The organism is Sulfurimonas sp. NW7 (assembly GCF_051132265.1).
Taxonomy (GTDB): domain Bacteria; phylum Campylobacterota; class Campylobacteria; order Campylobacterales; family Sulfurimonadaceae; genus Sulfurimonas; species Sulfurimonas hydrogeniphila.
In genome coordinates, this window is the sequence record NZ_CP093235.1 from 820960 (window position 1) to 840478 (window position 19519).

Annotated in this window: 16 protein-coding genes; 3 read left to right on the plus strand and 13 right to left on the minus strand. The window is 38.9% G+C overall.

All coding sequences use genetic code 11. The features are described from left to right. The first annotated feature begins 10 nt into the window (after positions 1-10). A complete protein-coding gene (locus MLC35_RS04370) occupies positions 11-490 on the plus strand; it encodes a hypothetical protein (RefSeq protein WP_151900671.1) in 480 nt (159 codons plus the stop codon). Further along, a complete protein-coding gene (gene serA, locus MLC35_RS04375) occupies positions 491-2077 on the plus strand; it encodes a phosphoglycerate dehydrogenase (RefSeq protein WP_346388570.1) in 1587 nt (528 codons plus the stop codon). It begins immediately after the preceding gene. A gap of 359 nt (positions 2078-2436) precedes the next feature. Here the strand turns inward: serA and MLC35_RS04380 are convergent, their stop codons facing one another. The 10 genes from MLC35_RS04380 to MLC35_RS04425 all read right to left on the minus strand — a co-directional run bounded on the left by MLC35_RS04380 (position 2437) and on the right by MLC35_RS04425 (position 15984). Beyond that, complete coding sequence (locus MLC35_RS04380) at positions 2437-3204, minus strand: enoyl-ACP reductase (RefSeq protein WP_434638003.1); 768 nt, start codon at positions 3202-3204, stop codon at positions 2437-2439. 3 nt (positions 3205-3207) lie between these two features. Beyond that, complete coding sequence (dapA, locus tag MLC35_RS04385; RefSeq protein ID WP_434638005.1) at positions 3208-4101, minus strand: 4-hydroxy-tetrahydrodipicolinate synthase; 894 nt, start codon at positions 4099-4101, stop codon at positions 3208-3210. A 45-nt stretch (positions 4102-4146) separates the two neighbouring features. Next, complete coding sequence (locus tag MLC35_RS04390; protein WP_434638007.1) at positions 4147-5895, minus strand: GNAT family N-acyltransferase; 1749 nt, start codon at positions 5893-5895, stop codon at positions 4147-4149. A gap of 1 nt (position 5896) precedes the next feature. After that, positions 5897-8203, minus strand: coding sequence for an efflux RND transporter permease subunit (locus MLC35_RS04395; protein ID WP_434638009.1), 2307 nt, complete (start codon positions 8201-8203; stop codon positions 5897-5899). A 13-nt stretch (positions 8204-8216) separates the two neighbouring features. Then, complete coding sequence (locus tag MLC35_RS04400; protein ID WP_434638011.1) at positions 8217-9872, minus strand: hypothetical protein; 1656 nt, start codon at positions 9870-9872, stop codon at positions 8217-8219. Positions 9873-9874: 2 nt separating this feature from the next. Next, the gene (locus MLC35_RS04405) at positions 9875-10624 is read right to left on the minus strand and encodes an outer membrane lipoprotein-sorting protein (protein WP_434638013.1); all 750 of its coding nucleotides are present in this window, start codon (positions 10622-10624) and stop codon (positions 9875-9877) included. Between the two features lie 123 nt (positions 10625-10747). Beyond that, positions 10748-11998, minus strand: a complete 1251-nt coding sequence (locus MLC35_RS04410; RefSeq protein WP_434638015.1) for a M16 family metallopeptidase — start codon at positions 11996-11998, stop codon at positions 10748-10750. A 38-nt stretch (positions 11999-12036) separates the two neighbouring features. Continuing rightward, complete coding sequence (locus MLC35_RS04415) at positions 12037-13098, minus strand: quinone-dependent dihydroorotate dehydrogenase (protein ID WP_434638017.1); 1062 nt, start codon at positions 13096-13098, stop codon at positions 12037-12039. 28 nt (positions 13099-13126) lie between these two features. Next, complete coding sequence (locus tag MLC35_RS04420; protein ID WP_434638019.1) at positions 13127-15193, minus strand: EAL domain-containing protein; 2067 nt, start codon at positions 15191-15193, stop codon at positions 13127-13129. Then, the gene (locus tag MLC35_RS04425; protein WP_434638021.1) at positions 15115-15984 is read right to left on the minus strand and encodes an ABC transporter substrate-binding protein; all 870 of its coding nucleotides are present in this window, start codon (positions 15982-15984) and stop codon (positions 15115-15117) included. The genes MLC35_RS04420 and MLC35_RS04425 overlap by 79 nt, the downstream gene beginning before the upstream one ends. A 141-nt stretch (positions 15985-16125) precedes the next feature. Between MLC35_RS04425 and MLC35_RS04430 the strand changes: the two genes are divergently transcribed. Further along, the gene (locus MLC35_RS04430; RefSeq protein ID WP_434638023.1) at positions 16126-16686 is read left to right on the plus strand and encodes a DJ-1 family glyoxalase III; all 561 of its coding nucleotides are present in this window, start codon (positions 16126-16128) and stop codon (positions 16684-16686) included. 4 nt (positions 16687-16690) lie between these two features. On the opposite strand, the gene MLC35_RS04435 is transcribed toward MLC35_RS04430, so the two are convergent. Genes MLC35_RS04435 through MLC35_RS04445 form a run of 3 tightly spaced genes read right to left on the minus strand, consistent with a single transcriptional unit; the run spans position 16691 to position 19518 of the window. Continuing rightward, a complete protein-coding gene (locus tag MLC35_RS04435) occupies positions 16691-16858 on the minus strand; it encodes a hypothetical protein (protein ID WP_434638027.1) in 168 nt (55 codons plus the stop codon). An 8-nt stretch (positions 16859-16866) separates the two neighbouring features. Then, entirely contained in the window at positions 16867-17988 is a 1122-nt protein-coding gene (cydB, locus tag MLC35_RS04440) for a cytochrome d ubiquinol oxidase subunit II (RefSeq protein WP_434638029.1), read from the minus strand. Continuing rightward, complete coding sequence (locus tag MLC35_RS04445) at positions 17989-19518, minus strand: cytochrome ubiquinol oxidase subunit I (RefSeq protein ID WP_151900654.1); 1530 nt, start codon at positions 19516-19518, stop codon at positions 17989-17991. It lies immediately after the preceding gene. Between the last annotated feature and the right edge of the window lies 1 nt (position 19519).

The following is a 19519-nucleotide window of genomic DNA, read 5'->3' on the forward strand; positions in this document are numbered from 1 at the left end:
AAGCTTTTAAATGCAAAAGATAATTAAATGGTTTGCCCCGCTTTTAGCATTGGGGGTAGCCGTGTTTATTGTCTTTTTTCTAGTATCTATAAACTCACAGGATGAAGTGATAGATACGCAACCTCTGGTTTTAAAAAATGAAACTGTTTTTAAAAAACCGGAAAAACTGTGGCTGAATCATTTTTCAAAATCTGAGAGGCTCGGTTATTTTTATCCTGTGAATGAAGTGTATATTACACTTGATTTGAATGAAAAAATAACTAAAACTATTACCTATAAACTGTCAGCAAAACTTTTAGATCCCTATCAGCTTTTTTGTCTCAAAGAAGAGTTGAAAAGACATAAATTAAAGTATTTTTTAAAAAAAGATACTAAAGGTATAGATTTACTTATTTATTCACAAAATGTAGATAAATTAAACAAATTGGTAAAAGTGCTAAAAAATTATAAAATTAAGGCCACTGTTGCGCCTTATAAAAAGGAAGATTAAATGCAGAAATATACAGTAGTTGTGTGTGACCATATCCATGAAGCCGGCTTGAAAATGCTTCAAGAAGATGAAAATATCAACTTCATCATGGCAGCTGATGTGGATAAAAAAGAGCTTGTTGAAACAATTATTCCAAAAGCAGATGTTGCCATCACAAGAAGTTCAACGGACGTTGATGAATTTTTTATAGAACATGCAACAAATATGAAAGCTATTGTTCGTGCCGGTGTCGGTGTTGACAATGTCAACATTCCCGAGTGCTCCAAAAAAGGAATCATTGTAATGAATGTACCGACTGCCAATACAATTGCTGCGGTAGAACTTACTATGACACACATGCTTTCATGTATGAGAATGTTTCCGTATTCTCATGACCATTTGAAAAACCAGCGAATCTGGAAGCGTGAAAAGTGGTACGGATATGAACTTAAAGGTAAAAAACTCGGTATTATCGGTTTTGGAAATATAGGTTCCCGTGTTGCGAAACGCGCAAAAGCATTTGAGATGGATATAGTTGCCTATGATCCGTATATCGACCCTTCAAAGGTAACTGATTTGGACATGACCTACACCAAGAACTTTGATGATATTTTGGCATGTGATGTTATCACGATACATACACCGAAAAACCAAGAGACAATTAATATTATCGATAAAGAAGAAATTGCAAAAATGAAAGACGGCGTTGTGCTTGTCAACTGTGCACGTGGCGGACTCTATAACGAAGATGCTTTGTATGACGGACTGAAATCCGGTAAAATTCGTTTTGCCGGCATCGATGTGTTTGTTAAAGAGCCTGCAATTAACAATAAACTGCTTGATTTGGACAATATTGTCGTTTCTCCTCACTTGGGAGCAAATACCTATGAGTCTCAGTACAACATCGGAACACAAGCGGCACAAAATGCAATCGCCGCGGCGAAAGGAATAGCCTATCCTAATGCGATGAATTTGCCGATAGATGAGAGTAAAATACCTCCTTTTGTAAAGCCATTCTTGGAAATGGGACAAAAAATCGGTTTTCTGGAGTCTCAGATTAATAAGTCTAAAATAATCTCTATAAAAGTAAAAGGGCAGGGAGAAATAGCAAACTATGTTGATTCTCTTGCAACTTTTGTGACAGTTGGTGCTTTGAGCCACAGTTCAGAGACTATAAATTATGTAAATGCAGACTTTGTTGCCAAAGAAAAAGCTATTGAAGTTGAAGCGGTTAATTTGGGAGACTCAAAAGTTTACAAGAACCTTATCACTGTGAAAATCACAACAAATGAGGGGACAACATCAATTTCAGCTACAATTTTTGAAGACGGAGTACAGCGTATTGTCGCAATAGACGGTTTTGACATTGAATTCCCTCTCAAAGGTGATATGGTTCTGTTTAAAAACTCTGATGTTCCCGGTGTCATTGGCAGTGTAGGAACTATACTTGCAGACAACAATGTCAATATTTCAGATTTTTCATTGGCAAGAAACGAGCAGTCAGAAGCGCTTGCTGTAATTTTGGTAGACAATGCGGTAAATGATACTACCTTGAATGAATTGGCATCCTTAGATGCCTGCATAAGTGTTAACTACGCTCGTTTATAAAACTTTCTTCTCTTTTACAAATTTTTGAAACCCGTACTTTAGTGCGGGCTGAAAGTGGCGTAAAAGTAAGTAATAACAGTCGGCACTGAAGTACCGATTCCGAAGAATGTGTGGTTTTTTGGAACCCATCCTTCAGGATGGGCAGAGAGTGGCAGGAATGTTTTAACAGTCGGCACTGAAGTACCGATTCCGAGGAATGTATGGCTTTTTGGAACCCATCCTTTAGGGTGGGCAGAGAGTGACGGGAATGTTTTGGCCGTCGGCACTGAAGTACCGATTCCGATATGTTTTTCTGAACCTCTGCTCTTAATGTTAAAGTACGGGCTTGATCTCTTGAGAGTTTCATAAGCTGTAAGTGTTTACTGAAAAGTAGTTCCGCCGTCAATGACTATTGTCTGTCCTGTCAGCCAGGATGCTTCATCAGAACACAAAAATTTGCATGCACCTGTCAAATCCTCAGGAACACCCATACGAGAAAGCGGAGAGCGTCTGACAACTTCAGCTTTTACCTCTTCGTAGTTTGGAAATGCCTTGAGTGCGTCGGTATCAATCGGTCCGCCGCTTACGGCATTGACACGAATATTTTTCTCACCGAGTTCAGCTGCGGCATAACGTACCATAGCCTCAACAGCGGCTTTGTTTGTTCCGTGACCTGCATAGTTTGGCGTATAAACAAGATTACCCGTAGAACTCATGGAAATAATGCTGCCGCCTCCTGTCTTTTCCATTCTTTTGGCAGCTTCCTGTGCACCGACGACAAAAGCATCTACCGTTGCCGTATAGATATTGTTGAGACCTTTTGGCTTGAGGCGCATAAACGGTCCAAATCCGCCGACTACAGCACGTCCTGAGATGATTGCATTGGATATGAAGTAGTCAAGTCTGTCAAAATCTTCGTCAAAATCTTTATAAACATCTTTATATGTGTTTGGCTCTAATATATCCAGTTTGTAGGCACGGCATTTTACTCCGTAATTTGTCTCGATATCTTTAATAATTTCATTTGCGGTATCAGCGCTTGAAGCATAGGTAAAGGCAACATTACAGCCTTCTTTTGCAAAAGCATACACAATTGCCTTGCCGATTCCGCGAGTTCCGCCGCTTACAAAGAGAGTTTTGTTTTTCATACTTTAGAGTCCTTTAATATCGTAGTTTTTCATTACTTCTTCAATCTTTTTCATGTTTTCTTTGCTTGGAGCAACAAGAGGCAGTCTGTACTCCAGTGTCTCTGTAAGTCCTGCTATATACATTGCCGCTTTTATCGGAATAGGATTTGACTCACAAAACATCACTTTGTTCAAAGGGTAGAGTTTGTCATTGATGGCTTTTGCCCCTATAAAATCACCGCTGAGCGCTTTGCTGACGAGTTCTGATTTCAGGTCAGGCATAAGATTGGATGTAACTGAAGTGATTCCTGCTCCGCCGTTTGCCAAAATAGGATAGTCAATCGCATCATCCCCTGAAAATACTTTTAATTCGGGTCTGCGCGAAAGCAGTTCTACAGTACGCTCTAGGCTGCCTGTCGCTTCTTTGACTCCGTAAATATTTTTAACATCATCAAAAAGTCTGATAGTCGTGTCTGCAGAAATGTCCACACCTGTACGTCCGGGAACATTATAAAGCATAAACGGCAGTTCGCTGACAGCTTCTGCTATAGCTTTATAGTGCTGGTACAGACCCTCTTGCGAAGGCTTGTTGTAGTAAGGCGAAACAGAAAAGATAGCATCAACACCACAGCTTTGCGCATGTTTTGCAATTTCTATCGCTTCATGTGTTGCATTGCTGCCTGCTCCTGCCAAAACTTTTGTCTGCGTGCCTTTACAGACTTCTACGGCAATTTCTATACAGCGTTTGTGTTCATCATGTGTCAGTGTGGCGCTTTCGCCTGTTGTCCCTACAGGACACACTGCATTCATACCGTTGTTTATTTGGCGTTGTATTAACGCAGCATAGGTCTGTTCATCAAGTTTCCCGTTTTTAAACGGAGTTATCAGTGCGGTTGAAGAACCTGTTACTAAATTCATTCTAAGTAGCCTTTAAAAATAATGGCTAATTATAGCTAAAAAGTATTAAATTTTTTCAGATTCGAAGTTTTTAATGTAGCGTTTTCTTTTCGCCTCTTTCATTTTTGAATTGTCTGCAATGATAAATCCTTCGACCACACCATGGAGTCCTTCATTGACACTAAAATCGAAAAAGCGGACAGCCCCCTCATCATACAGTTCTGCATACTGTTTAAACAAAGTCGGCACAGCCGTTCCCAACTCTTTGAGATATTTTTTTAAAACAACAAACCCCTCTTTGTAGGATCTGTATTTAAAAAGCATGTCAAACTCCTGTTTTTCTTCATAGCTCATAAAATAGGGTGTTTTTGCACTCATCATATCGGTATTGCAGGAAAAATGCAGAGAGTAGAAGTAGACAAGTGCCGCAACGGCCTGTTTTGGTGTGTCTGCATTAATGGTAACTGTGCCATAGGTATAAATGATATGCGGATTTTTTGCCAAATAGGCACCCACGCCCTGCCACAGATTGTCGAGTGCCCGTGAGCCCCAGTATTTTGGCTGCACAAAACTGCGTCCGAGTTCTACGGAGTTGTTGCAGTAGTCTTGAAAATGTTTACTGAAATCACACAGGTTGTAGGTATACAGTCCTTCCATACCACGGTTTTTTATGATTTGTGCGACTTCTCCTATGCGGTACGCTCCGACAATTTCAAGATCTTCTTCATCCCAAAGGATAAGATGTTTGTAGTAGTTGTCATACAGGTCATTGTCTTTTGCTGTGCCTGTGCCTCCGCCGATTGCACGAAAAGAAATTTCTCTCACACGTCCGAGTTCCTGCATTAAAAAGGGTGCTTCATCCGCCTGGGCGAGAATGATTTTTTTGCCGTCAAGTGTATGTCCCAAAACTTCGGCATTGTTTACCTCTGCACGCAGAAGCATTTTGTTGTGTGCTGCTGTGATAGTTGTTTCCGTTTGTAAAACACACTTCTTTTTTGTTCCAAGGGTATAAAGATGCCGGTAGAAAAGTTTGAGATACTCGGCAATGCTGATATTTTCATCAGAAAAAGAGCTGAGAGGAATAACTCTGCCTATATTGAAGACGAGCGGTTTTTTTTCTCCTGCTGTGACAAATTCATGCGGGAGCATTAAAAGACCGCTGAGCTTTTTAGGCAGCAGGAAAGATACAAAATAAAACAAAAGACTGTTGCGTCCTTCAATCCTGACAGGCAAAATCGGTGTTTTATTTCTTTTTGCAATTTTTAAAAAACTGGCTTTCCACGGGGTATCTTTAATCCCTTTGAGTGAAAATCTGTTGACAACACCTGCGGGAAAAATGATTACCGCCTCTTCGTTTGCCAAAGCTTCATTGATGGCTTTGATACTTGTTTTTGTAATGGCTCCTGTAATGTTGTCAACGGGAATGATGATGTCACTTGCCTGTGTCACTCCCATAAGCATGCCGTTTACCATCAGTCTTACTTTTTTGTTTTCTCTTACACTGGCGATGAGTTGCACCAGTGCAAAGGCATCCGAGGCCCCTGTGATATGATTTGCGACAACCAGTACTCTGCCCGTTGAGGGAATGTTCTTAAGTTCCTTTGGTTTGATTGTGTAGTCTATGTCTAACAGTTCAAGCATACTGTCAACGAACTCCAGTCCATGCAGATAATGGTTTTTTTCATGAATTTCATTGTATTTTTCTTCATGGAATATTTTTTTGAGTCTTTTTATAAAAAAATTGTTGACAGGTGTCGGCAGATATTTGACTGCTTTCTTAAAATTTGTTTTGTAGGCTTTTTCTATATCCAACATATTATATTTTCTCCTTTTCTATAAGTATGCTTCTTGTTTTGCCGTCAATCTTTTTCAAAAGTGCCGGCAATAAGAGCAGATCTACCAGCAGGGCGATGAGTAAAGCAATGGCTGTAATGAGTCCGAAATTTGCATTGAGCATAAACTGTGAAAGACGGAAGACTATGAATGCACTGCTTAAAACGACAGTGGTCAGTACCATTGCCAAACCTGCATACTGCATAACATAGGCCAGGGCATTTTCAAAATCAAATCCTTTTTTTCTCGCTTCTTTGTATTTGATTAAGAAGTGAATTGTGTCATCTATGGCTATACCGAGAATGATGGCACCTGAGATGGCTACACCCAAATCTATGTTAATGTTGAGCCAGCCCATAACACCTATGACCAAGACAATAGGCAAGATATTGGGAATTAAAAAGAGCGGTATCATTTTTATATTTTTAAAAATAAAAAACATAAGCAGAGAAGTGGCGGTAATAGCAAGCAATATAGATTCAATAAGAGTTTTTGTGACATCAGCCTGCATATGTGCAAACATTTGGGTCTGACCGTTAACCTGTGCAGAATAAGGCGTGTTTTGCCACCACTTCTCAATCCACTCTATCATCTGCAGATCTTTTGAGGTATCAACGACATTCATAGATACAGTGAGTCTGAGCAGCCGTTCGTTGACATCCATTTTATCATTTATTTCCATACCCTGCGGCAGTGAGAGTGAATACAGCAGAAGATATTGGGCAATAAGATTGTTGTTGTCTGGTATGCTTTTGTTTGCATCAATGACCTCATTGAATTTTTTGACCACATCTACAAGCGAAGAGGTATGTCTGGCATCCGGAAATTTTTCTTTGAGCGCCTGTGAGAATCTGTCAACTGTTTGCATGAATTTTGCATTTTTAATCCCGTCTGTGATTTTTGAATCTATGACAACTTCATAACTCATCGGACCGGTAAGGTTTTTTTCTATCACATTGACGGTTTGACGAAAGGGAACATCCTCTCTGAAATATCTGACCGCATTGGAATCCACTTTGAGGTTTGTCAGTCCAAAAGCTATAAAGCTAAAGAGCAGAAGTGTGGCAATGATAATTTTGTTGTCATGCTTTATGATGAATTTTGCATATTTTTTGGCAAAGGCACCGAGTCTGTTTTGGACAGCCGTCTTTTGCGTGACTTTGACCTTTATATTTAAAATTGCCAGGGCTGCAGGAACAAAAAGTATCGTAATGACAAAGGCCAATATGGCGGCATTTGCTGTTGCCAGACCTAAGGTCTTGATGGGAACAATATCTGAAATACCCAAAGAAGCAAAACCGACAGCGGTTGTTATGGAGGTTAAAAAAGTAGGCAGGAGGTTTTTCTCCAAAGTATCATGAATTGCCGCATAATTGTCAAGTCCTGCTTTTCTGCCAAGCAGATAGATCCAAAAAAGGTGCATAGCATCGGCAATGCCGATAGCAATGATAAATACGGGCATATTTGCCGTAAAATTATTGAGTTTGTAGCCAAAAACTGTTTGCAGTGACAGAACTATAGTAAAGGTAAAAACAACGACGGCTATTGTCAGAAAAACACCGGAAATTTTACGAAAAATAATCCACAGCAGAAGCATTGCTATCAAAAGAACAAGCGGTGTAAAGGTTTTGACATCATACTGACCGAGGGAACTGAATGTTGTATTGACAACAGGTCCGCCTGCGAGATAAAATTTGTAACCGCTCTCTTTTTCCTCCTGGATATATCTGTTTATATCCTGCATAATATGTTTGGAAGCCCCAATGGTGTTGCCTGCTTTTGGTGTCAAACGCCCGACTATCATAGTAGTTTTGGCATCTTTTGATATAATACGGTTGACAATTAAGTCTTCACTCAAAGCAATTTCTTTTTTCTTCTGTAAATCATTTACATGTAAAGCGTCAATATCTTCTATAAAATTATCTATGAGAATGTCATCTTCGTCCTGCGGGTTTTGATGGACATATTGGTAATTTGTAAGTGAATCTACTCTTGCTATGTATTTTGTCTGCCAGAGTTTTTGGGTGAGCCGATCTATTACATGTAACGCGTTTTTGTTAAAAATACCGTTTTCATCGCGAAAAACTATGATGATGGAGTCATCATTGCCAAAGGTATTTTTAAAGGCATCATACTGTTTGAGTGTTTGTGACTCTTCGCCAAACCAGATTCTGTAGGAGCCGTCAAACTGTGCATATTTGAGCTGATAGGCAAGTACAACAGTAATAAGCGGAATCAGTGTGACAATAAACCAGCGAAATCTGATGATGAAATCTACAAATTTTTTCATTTTTTCCTCTATATTAAAAATAATAACCGAGTTTTAGACTGATGCGTTCATGCGCACCCATCAGTTTAAAAGCCGTATTGTAATTTTTTGACGGAGATATGTATCTGTAGTCAAAATTAAGTTTGAAAGTATCCATAACACGGGTTTGATACTCCATATAGTAGACCTGTTCATTATAATCAAGGTCAAGTATGCCGCCGCCGACGATACTTGCATCGTTGCCCTGGTTGAAACTGTAACGAAGCCCTAAAAAGAGGTCATTTTGAAAAAGTTCAAACAGTGCCAGATCATCTTTTTTTCCGCTTTGCAGTGTAATATAACGGTAGTATTCCACAAGCAATCCCAGATCAGCCTCTTTGTAAACCTGCGAGAGCGTATGTTCCGCACCAATGCCTACATGTATATAATCAGAAACAAGTGTATCATCAAGAATGTCGGCAAAGGTGGCTTCAAGCTTGTAGAGTGTTGCACCAATTACAAGGGTATCATAGGTCATAAACTTGTTAACCAAATAGGCATTTTCTTCTGTTGTAACAGTATTGTCAGCCTGGAGTGTTTGTGTATAGTAGCGTTGGGAATCGTACCCGTTTTCAAAGACAAAAGCATAATCAAGTGCATATTGGGTGTCTGTGCTGTCTGAATATTTCAGGTAAATACTTGGTCGGTAGGGGCTGGCTTTTGTTTTGAGTTTTTCTTTATATACCAAAGGCAGAGTAACATTTGGCGCTACATTGAGTGTAGCGGGAAAATAGTAATAGACATAAGGATAGGCAGGCATTTTCCTGTTTTGTTCATACAGTTTTATAATGGCAGAAAACTCTCCGCTTTCTGTGTAATGCGTATAAGCGGCATTGATGACACCGAGTTTGTCTGTGTAAAAAGGGTCAGACCGCAGTTCGTCAGGATTAAAAACATTGACAATATTGCGTACTTCAAGTGCACCCCAGAACAAAATATTTTTTCCAAGAAGGATGGAATCATTTTCAAAATCATAACTGCCGTAAAGTTCATCCAAACGGATAAAACTTCTGTTGGTATGTTTCGCTGTTTTTTGCAAATCATAATAATCCTGTTGTACTCTGGCTTTTGCAAACCCTGTAAAGTTTTCTTTGATGTATTTTGCTTCAAAATTGGCAGACAGCAGTGCATTTTGTTTCTCTTTGCCTGCAGGAGCTTTCATATAGGACTGCAGTGTCAGGTTGATATTGCCCTGATAGCTGATGTCATCGAGGAAACTTGCTGTTTCTTTTTGTGTTACTTCTTCGCTTACACGCAAAGGCTCATGCAACACTGGACTTATTTTTGGAATATTTTTCTTTTGTGGCTTTTTTGTAATTTTTTTGTAATTTTTTTGTAATTTTTCAACTTTTTCAACTTTTTTTTGAAATCTGTATTTATATGTATTTACAATAATAGGCTTTGGATATTTTTTTGAGAGTTTTTTGAGTGCTGCTCTGGCATCACGGTATTTCTCATAACACCCGCAGCGTACACTGTTGATATTGCTAAATGAGATAAGTCTGCATGTTTTTGGGTAATTGTGTGCTGCAAAATCATAGGTCGAATTCTTTTTGAATTTAAAACTTGTCAGTTGTACGGAGTAGCAGGTATCATCAGATTTTGCATAAAGGATACTTATGCAAAAAAGCAGTAAAAAAAGCAGTTTCATAATTATTTTTTCAAGACGCGTTTATGAAAATTTCTCTCTTTGAGCCCGGTTTTTATTTTTTCGTCTTCCCAGACTAAAATGGTCTTCTTGCCGTTTTGATGGTTTTTTATTCTCATCATGCCTACGCGCCATACGCCTTTTATCTTTTTGTAGTCATCAAAAAAAGCTGTTTTAAGCAGTTCATGTTTTCTGTCGTAATAGTCCACTTTTTTTATCAAAAATGTTTTTGCATTCACCCATGAGATCTGTTTTGTATAGCCTGAGTTTTTACTGACAGGCACTCTTTTGCCGACATAATATTTTTTGCCGTTGAGCATTTCTTCTTTGGCTTCACCTGTAAAAGTGTATTTTTTCGCACTAAAAGAGCTGAGATCCTCATAAGAGAATTCCGAACCCATAAAAGAGCCCGATTTGTTTTTTGAAGCAATCCGTTTTACACGTTTTAATGCCGGCAGATAGAGCCACTGGTCATCATCTTTGTTGATATGCTCATAATTGAGAAACTTTGTTCCTTTTACATCCGCAGGCGAAAGAAAGGTCATCAGTGATTTGTTTCCGGATGCTTTTTCAAGAATGATCATTTTCATATGACGTTCACGTTTTTGATTGTTGGCATTAATGAGCGTCATTTTCATAGTTGAGGAGGAGTCTTTGAAACCGTTCATAACAGCTTCACATTTGTTGGCAACTTCCTGGTTTGAAATGGCAAAAAGAGCGGATGAAATAAGGAGAAAGAAGAAAGTTTTTGACACGAATAAGAACCTTGCATAGTATTATTTTTACTAATGGTAGCACAGAAACTTATTTTTTGTGATATTTTTTTGATAAAGTTACAAAAGAATTACTTTTATGTAACTTTATGTTATAAGTATTTATTATTTCTTTAAAATAAGGGTTGTCGATTTGTCAAAATTAAAATACTTTTGAGCAACTTGTTGGACCTTCTTTGCTGTGACTTTATTGACCTCTTCTTCATAATGTAAAAGGGGTTCAATGTCTCCCCGTACAAGGTAGCTGCCAAAAAGATTAGCCACAGAGGTTGAACTCTCAAGCGAATAGATAAAATCTGATTTTGTGTTGATTTTGACTTTTTCAAGCTCCGCTTTTGTCACCTTTGTCTCTTTCATCAGGTTTATCTGTCTGATAAGCTCTTTTTCTACCGTCTCTGCCTTGACACCGGGGTTACATGTAGCCATAAATATAAAAAGTCCCGGGTCTGTGTTTTCCATATTGTATGCATAGACAGAGTTGACAAGACGTTTTTTGTCTACAAGTTCTTTATAGAGCCGTGAACTTTTCCCCGAGTAGAGAATTTCGGAAATAACGCTGAGTGTGACCTGGTCAGGGTCTTTAAAATCAGGAATATGAAAAGTAATAGCGAGCATTTCCACTTCACTCTCTTTGTGGACGATCACTCTTTTTGCTCCGTCCTGTTCCGGTTCTACAAATTTTACTTTTGGGATTTTCCCATGATTTTTTATTTTGCCAAAAGCGGCTTTTGCACTTTTAAAGACCTCTTTTGGATCGACATCCCCTGTTACCATTAAAATGGCATTTTGCGGCTGATAGTAGGTCGCATGAAAATCTCTTATGTCCTTGATGGTCCATGTTCTGATGTCATTCATAAACCCGATAGGTGTCCAGTGGTACGGGTGGTAAATGTAGGCATTGTTAAAAAGTCTGAAATAGAGATATCCCAAAGGATTGTTGTCGGTTCTCCAGCGTCTCTCCTCTGTAACAACATCACGCTCGGGTTGAAACTCGTCATCTTTGAGATTGAGATTTTGCATAAGTTCGGCATAGAGTTCTATGGATTTGTTTAAATTGTCTGTGCTTGATTTGATATAGTAGTGCGTATAGTCAAAGCTTGTTGAAGCATTGTTCACCCCTCCGATGCTTTTGACCTCTTTGTCAAATTCACCGGCTTTGAGATTTTTGCTGGATTTAAAGTTCATATGCTCAAGCATATGGGCTATGCCTGTTTTGCCCATGACCTCATTTCGGCTGCCGACTTTGTAAAAAATGTCCGTACTGATGACATTTGAATGGTTCTTCAAAGGGATGACTACAATCTGCAGTCCGTTTTTAAGTGTTTTTGTTTCGTATTTTGGGAGTGATGTCGCCATAAGTGTTCCTAGTGTTAAGAGTATTGTAAGTAGTATTTTCATTGTTTTCTGTCAGCTCCGACGGCCTGTGCAATATTGTCAAAACCGTCTGCTTTGAGCAGTTGTATGAGTTCTTTGTTTATGTTCATGATCATATCGGGACCGTGAAAAATCAATCCGCTTAAAATCTGTACCAGTGATGCGCCTGCCCGTATGCGTTTGTATGCTTCTTCCGCAGAATCAATACCGCCGACGGAAATCAGTACTGTCTTTCCATAGAGTTCGTTTGCAATAGCGTCAAAGATTTTAAAGCTTTTTTCTTTAAGGACGGCACCGCTGAGCCCGCCTGTACTTTTTGGATGTTTGACAAGTGAGTAGTCTATAGTTGTATTTGTCGCTATGATACCGTCAGCTCCGGCTTGAACTGCCATTTTTGTTAAATTTACGGCGTCTTGTATTTCCATGTCCGGTGCAATTTTTAGCAAGATCGGCATTTGTGTGAGTTTTTTTGCCTGTGTAAAAAGGTTTGTAATAAACGCTTCATTTTGCAGATCCCGTAACCCGGGTGTATTTGGTGAGGAAATATTAATTACAAAATAGTCACCCAACCCGTCAAAAGCTTTGATAAGATGCGTATAGTCATTAAGAGCCTCTTTTTCAGGTGTTGTTTTGTTTTTTCCGATATTGATACCAATGGGTGTAGTAAACGGAGTGCGTTGTTTGAGTCTCTTTATGACTTTATAGGCACCGTCATTGTTAAAACCCATGGCATTTTGAATGCTTTGTTCCTCCACATGGCGGAACATTCTTGGCTTCGGATTTCCGGCCTGGGGTTTTGGGGTGACTGTACCGATCTCGGTAAAACCAAATCCCAAAATCTGCATACCGCGTATCATTGTTGCATTTTTGTCAAAGCCGGCGCCAAGTCCTACCGGGTTGTAAAAGGTACGTCCGAAAATTTCCTGCTTCAGACTTGCATCATTGATGAAATGAGATTCCAAAAAGAAGTTAAAGGGAATCTGACAAATATTTGGCAGGCGTAAAACGCATTCGGCAATATGATGTGCAGTTTCCGGCTGGAATTTAAAAAGATAAGGTTTTATAGATTCATAACTTAACATAACTGTCCACTTGTATAAAATTGGATTATTATACACAATCTAAGCTAAATAACTTCTCAAACTCTTTTGGCGGTACCGGTTTGGAACACAAATATCCCTGGTACTCTTTACAGTTGATTTCTTCTAAAAGTTTGAGCTGTTCTTTTGTCTCGACACCCTCGGCGACGACATTGAGATGCAGGTCATCGGCAATACCCACTATCATATTGATAAAGGTCAAATCATCTTTTGTGTAAATATTGTCTATAAATGCTTTGTCTATTTTAAGGGTATCAAAAGGAATATCTTTGAGATAAGACAAAGAAGAGTAGCCGGTGCCAAAATCATCCAAAGAGAGAGTGATTCCCAGTTTTTTAATATTTTTGATAATATTTAACCGTTCTTTGAAATGTTGTATAAGGACAGATTCTGTCAATTCTATGTCAAATTTGCTTCTGTCTATGTCCTGTGTATATTTTTGTATCTTTTGCAAGAGTTTTGGGTCTTGGAATTGCACAGCAGACAGATTGACAGAGATTTTTATATTTTTTAAAGGAGTCTGTTCCCATTTTTTTATTTGAGCAACAGCTTCTTGAATAATCCATTCTCCAAGAGGAATAATCGTTCTGTTTTCTTCAGCAATACCGATGAACCTGTAAGGAGGAATGATTCCCTCTACAGGGTCTATAAGTCTGATAAGTGCTTCGCATCCGACTATTTTTTTGGTTTTTATATCTACTTTTGGCTGATAATAGAGTTTGAAATGATTGTGTTGCAAAGCATCTTTTATGATTTGCTGCATATGTATTTTTTCCTGAACCGCCTTGTTGATGGCATTTGTAAAAAACTGGAAATTGTTTTTTCCAAGCTCTTTTGATTTGTACATTGCAATATCTGCATTTTTTAGCAGTGTCTGGACATCCCTGCCGTCTTTGGGATAGATGGCAATCCCCATGCTGGCAGTGATCTGGTACTCCTCATCCTCAATCCTAAAAGGCAATGAGAGTTTTTCTTTGAGTCTTTGGGCAATCTCTATAATTGTATTTTCATTTGAAAAATCAGGCAGAATTACTACAAACTCATCGCCTCCCAGACGTGCGACAATATCATTTTCTCGGGTTGTTTTTAAAAGAACCTGAGCAATGTGCAAAAGAATTTTATCACCAAAGGCATGCCCTTTTGAATCATTTATATTTTTAAAATTATCCAGATCCAAAAATATAATGGCAAACTCTTTTTTGTCTCTTTTGTTTTTTGCAATCAGCCAATTGATTTTTTCTATAAGACTCAGCCTGTTATACAGGCCGCTTAAAGGGTCTTTTGTCGACAAATTATAGAGTTCTTCCTGTTCCTGCTGCAGCCTTTTGAATGTCATATTGAGGGAGTAGCGGATACTCTCAATCTCTTTGACAAAAAAGTTTTTTGGAGGATTTCGACTGTAGTAGGCATACTGGCGCAGTTTCTCAAGAGGTGTGATGATGTAGATTTTTGACAATACCCATAAAAACAGTATAAAGACAAAAGCGCTTACAAGAAAGGCGACAAGAATTTTTCTTATCTGTTGTGCAATGAGTCCATGCGTATAGGCTTCATCAATATATACATTTGCATAATAATATTTTGCTTGGAGTCCATGAAAAGTTTTAATGGAAAAAGAGTAACACTGTTGTGTGAAAATATTCGTATTTGTAATTTTGGAAATCGGGAGACACTTTTGTGTTGAGTGATTGTGATCTTCATATCTGATATTTGCATGGTAAATAATATTTTGGCTGTTATCAAGAATATGTATATCTTTGACAGTGGGATTAATGATAATAATATTGTCAATATGGGAGGCAATAAAGTTGATGTCTTTTTGTTTTAAATTTTTTTCCATAAAGTGCTTGAGATTTAACACATCGGTCTGTATGCTTGTCTGAAGCAGTTTGCTTATCGTCTCTTTTGAATTTTCAAAAAAATTATAAAAAATATATCCTTCGAGTGCAAACGCAACAAATATAATCGACAGGATAAAACTCTTTATGGAAATGGAGTTCATAAAATGATATCGTCCTTTTTGTATCCATACTGTTGTATATATTCCAAAAGCTCCTGTGAGGGCTTGTTTATCCATTTGATAAGACTCAGGGAGTGACGATACTCTTTATAGCTTACATGTGAAAAGTATTTGGAAATAACTTTATAGGATGCTTTTGGATTTGTTTCTATGGTTGTTATAGCTTTGTCTATCACTTTTTTGAGTTGTATAAGCCTCTGCTTGTCATTTTTTATAAGAGTATCTCTTGCACACAGTGCATCTATGACAATAATACTGTTAATATCTTTTGTTGAGGCAACCTCTTTGAAATTCTTTTTTTTCAAAGCAATCTCATAAGGCGTGTAGGTGGCAATGAGTATGGCTTTTTGGGGGTCATTTTCCACATCCTGGATTTGCCGCTGATCTTTGTTTATAAAGTTTATCTTCTCTTTACTGATGGCATTTTTTTTGAGAAAATCAAGTAAAATTTCCTGATTGATGGAATCAACTTCAAGATAGGCATCTGTTTTTGTACTTTTTTTGAGTGCCTCAAGTGTTCTGTTTGACAAAATCATATCGCCGCCGTTTGAGCGGTCTATCAAAATAACCGCTTTGATATCATGGGTGGTTTGTTTTAAAATATTGTATTCATGCTGTGTGGTGGTCACCATATCCGCCTTGCCGATACTGTACAAATCGGCTGCTTCTGCGAGAGAGACACTGGTAACTATTTTTATATTTAAAGAATCAAGTTTTCCTGTTTCATAGGCATAAAACAAAGGTGCATAGCCTATCCATTGATTTGTAGAGATGACAATCTGCTTTTGTGGTTTTGAAGAGCAGGCACTCAAAAGAAACAGTAACAGTATAAGCAGCGCTTTTGTCAAAATATCTCCAGTATTTAATATTAACACATTATAACTTTTATTAGTGAACATTTTAATCTCTTTGACCTTTGATTGTACTTAATTTTTTTGTTACTGAAGTCGTGTTAGAATAATAAAAAGTTCTTAGGAAAGGAGTAGTTTATGAGTAAAGTTTTAGTCCCGTTGGCAAACGGATTTGAAGAGATAGAAGCGGTGAGCATCATAGATGTTTTAAGACGTGCAGAGATTGAAGTTTTGGTTGCATCTTTAAGTGAAGAGATGCTTGTAAAAGGAGCGAACAATATTGTCATTCAAGCGGACTTACATGTAAAGGATGTCAATGCCGACATGATTGATATGGTCGTTTTGCCTGGCGGATGGGACGGTACCTATGCTCTGGCTGATGATGAAAATGTACAGAGAATTTTGCGTGAGATGGATGCCAAAGGAAAAAATATCGGAGCTATCTGTGCAGCCCCGTTTGCCCTGAACAAAGCGGGTGTTTTAAAAGAAAAATATACCTGCTACCCGTCTGTAGAAGAACAGATACGCCAAGAAGGATATATGGGAGACAAAGCAATGGTCGTTGAAGATCAAAATGTGATGACTTCACGCGGACCGGGTACGGCCTTGTGCTTTGGTCTGAAAATCGTGAAAAAACTCAAAGGAGAAGAGACGTACAATGCACTCAAAGCAGGGCTTCTGGCAACTTACTGCGAGTAGCCTCTCAGGCTGCCTGTTTTTTGGCAGCCTGAGTTTTTGCATGTATTTCTTCAAGTTCTTCGAGTCTTTCCATCTTTTTGTAGTGATGCAGGTTGAGACTGACAAATTTATATGAGAGATAAATAATGACCGGCCAGCTTAAATACCAAATTGATTCTGCTAAATATTCCATAATTTCTCCTAGTAATGATGCGGGTCAGATTTGACTTCATCTATTGTGATTTGTGATTTGTCCATTGAACGCCATACAAATATAATATAAAGCAGGACAACCGGAACAAGGACAGAGACAATACTCATCACTTCAAGTGTGTAGTGACTTCCTGAACTGTTTTGTATGGTGAGTGAACTTTGTATATCTGCAAGTGACGGGTAAAAAACAGAAGCGTCCAGTCCCAAAATCAAAAACAATACAAGCACTGTAAGTATAACGCCCAATCCGCTAAACCAGATGGCTTTTTGTGCTTTTTTCGTTACTGCGATAACTACTCCGTATAACAATGTGAGAACACCGACAAGCAGTAAACCTGCTAAAGCCGGCATATCCATAAAGCTGTGTAAAAATTTCATACTTTCAACACTGACAACAAGGGTATCGGGATCATAACGCAAACCGTCCATAAACAATATTGTTGCCAAAACATAAAGAAAAAGGATCAGAAACATCCCGAAGTTTACAATAACAACCTTTTTGACTCTTGCCGTAACAGTCGGCACATCGACATTATTTAAAAAATACAAAGCACCCTGAAATCGTGAAAGAAAAACAAGCATCAATCCAAAGGCAACATTAAAAGGGTTTAAAAGTGCTTCAAGCCCGTAGCTCTGCATCGTCCAGTGTGAGAGGTTGTTTTCATTGACAATGAAATTACCGCCGCTAAAGAGTGTCGCCACTGCCACACCGATTAAAAATATCCCGAGGGAGCCGTTGATGTAGAGCAGGGTCTCATAAAAACGTTCCCCGTAAAAATTGTCCGGTTTTTTTCTGTATTCATACGCGACAGCCTGAATAATAAAACAAAAAAGAATGCCCATCCAGACATAATAGGCACCGCCGAAACTTACTGCATAAAAAAGCGGCATTGCGGCAAAAAGCGCACCGCCGAACATGACAAGCATTGTAAAGGTAAGTTCCCATTTTCTCCCTAAAGAGTTGACTAAAACATCTCTTTCATCTTCTGTTTTTGCCAGAGTATACAGCAGTGTCTGTCCGCCCTGTACAAAGGTCATAAAGACAAAGAGTGCTCCTAAAAGACTGATTAAGAACCACCAGTATTGTTGTAAAGTGAGTAAGTCAAACATTTAATGTCCCTCCGGCCCGATTTTTATCTGTTTTAACATGATTTTTACTTCGGCTATTAAGAGTGCTGTAAAAAGCACTGCAAAGAGCCAAAAAGTAATCATAACGCTTGTTGAGGCAATGTTGGAAGCTGCCATACCTACCGGAAGCAGATCCTGAATAGCCCAGGGCTGACGTCCCGCTTCTGCTACTATCCATCCGGCTTCCTGTGCGATATATCCAAGCGGAATGGTTGCCACTGCGAGGTAGAGCAGCCACTTTTTGTTGTGCATTTCGTTGGTCATGGCATAATAAAGTGTTACCATAAAAAGAACCAAAAACCATGTGCCAAGCCCTACCATTGTATGAAAACTGTAAAAGCTCAGTGCAACATCGGGGACAGCATCCTGCGGTTTTTTCAAATAACCGTAGCCCATATAAGCCTGATTTGCTTCAAAAGTTTTGAGTGCTTTTTCAGCCTCAACAAGATTGCCTTCTTTTTTGAACTTTTTATAGGCGCCTAAAGCGGCCACGGCAGTTTTCCCTTTTTGCATTTTTTGCGGTATGGACATAATGCCGTATTTCTCGCTTCCCTGCATCAGGTTGTCTATACCCGGTACAAAAGCATTCAAATCATGGTAGCCAAGGAAAGAAAGCGCACCCGGGATTTCAAAACTGAAAAGAAAGGGATTTAAGTCGTCACCTATCTCTTTTGCGGTATCAAGTACACCAAAGGCAACAATTCCGGCGCGTTTTTCTCCATCATACAAACCTTCCATAGCGGCAAGTTTCATGGGCTGGTTGAGAGCTACCTGGTGGGCTGATTCATCACCTGTGGTTAACAAAAAAAGTGAGGTAATAAGCCCGAAGCTTGAGGCTACAATAATGCTGCGTCGTGCAAACTGTGTATCGCGTTTTTTAAGCAGATACCAGGCACTGATTCCTATAACAAAAAGTGAAGCAAGTACATAACCGCTGCTTATTGTATGCAAAAACTTGCTGACTGCATTCGGGTTGAAAAATACTTCCCAAAAATTCAACATTTCGTTTCTTGCCGTATCGGGATTGAATTTCATACCAACAGGGTGCTGCATCCAGCCGTTTGCTACCAAAATCCACAGTGCAGAGAGGTTTGAACCGATCGCAACAAGCCATGTGGAGGTCAGGTGCATTTTTTTGCTGACTTTGTCCCAGCCGAAAAACATAACGGCAAAGAATGTCGATTCCATGAAAAATGCCATAAGCCCTTCAATGGCAAGCGGTGCACCGAAAATATCGCCGACAATCCAGGAGTAGTTCGACCAGTTGGTACCAAACTCAAACTCCATAATAATACCGGTAGCCAGCCCTATGGCAAAGTTAATGGCCAAGAGTCCCATCCAGTATTTTGTTGTCTGTTTCCATTTTTCATCGCCGGTTTTGACATAAAGAGTTTCCATAATGGCAACGATAAATGTCAAACCAAGTGTAAGCGGTACGAAAAGCCAGTGATAGAGTGCTGTAAGAGCAAATTGCGCCCGTGACCAGTCAACAAGCACGTCAGTGTGTTCCATA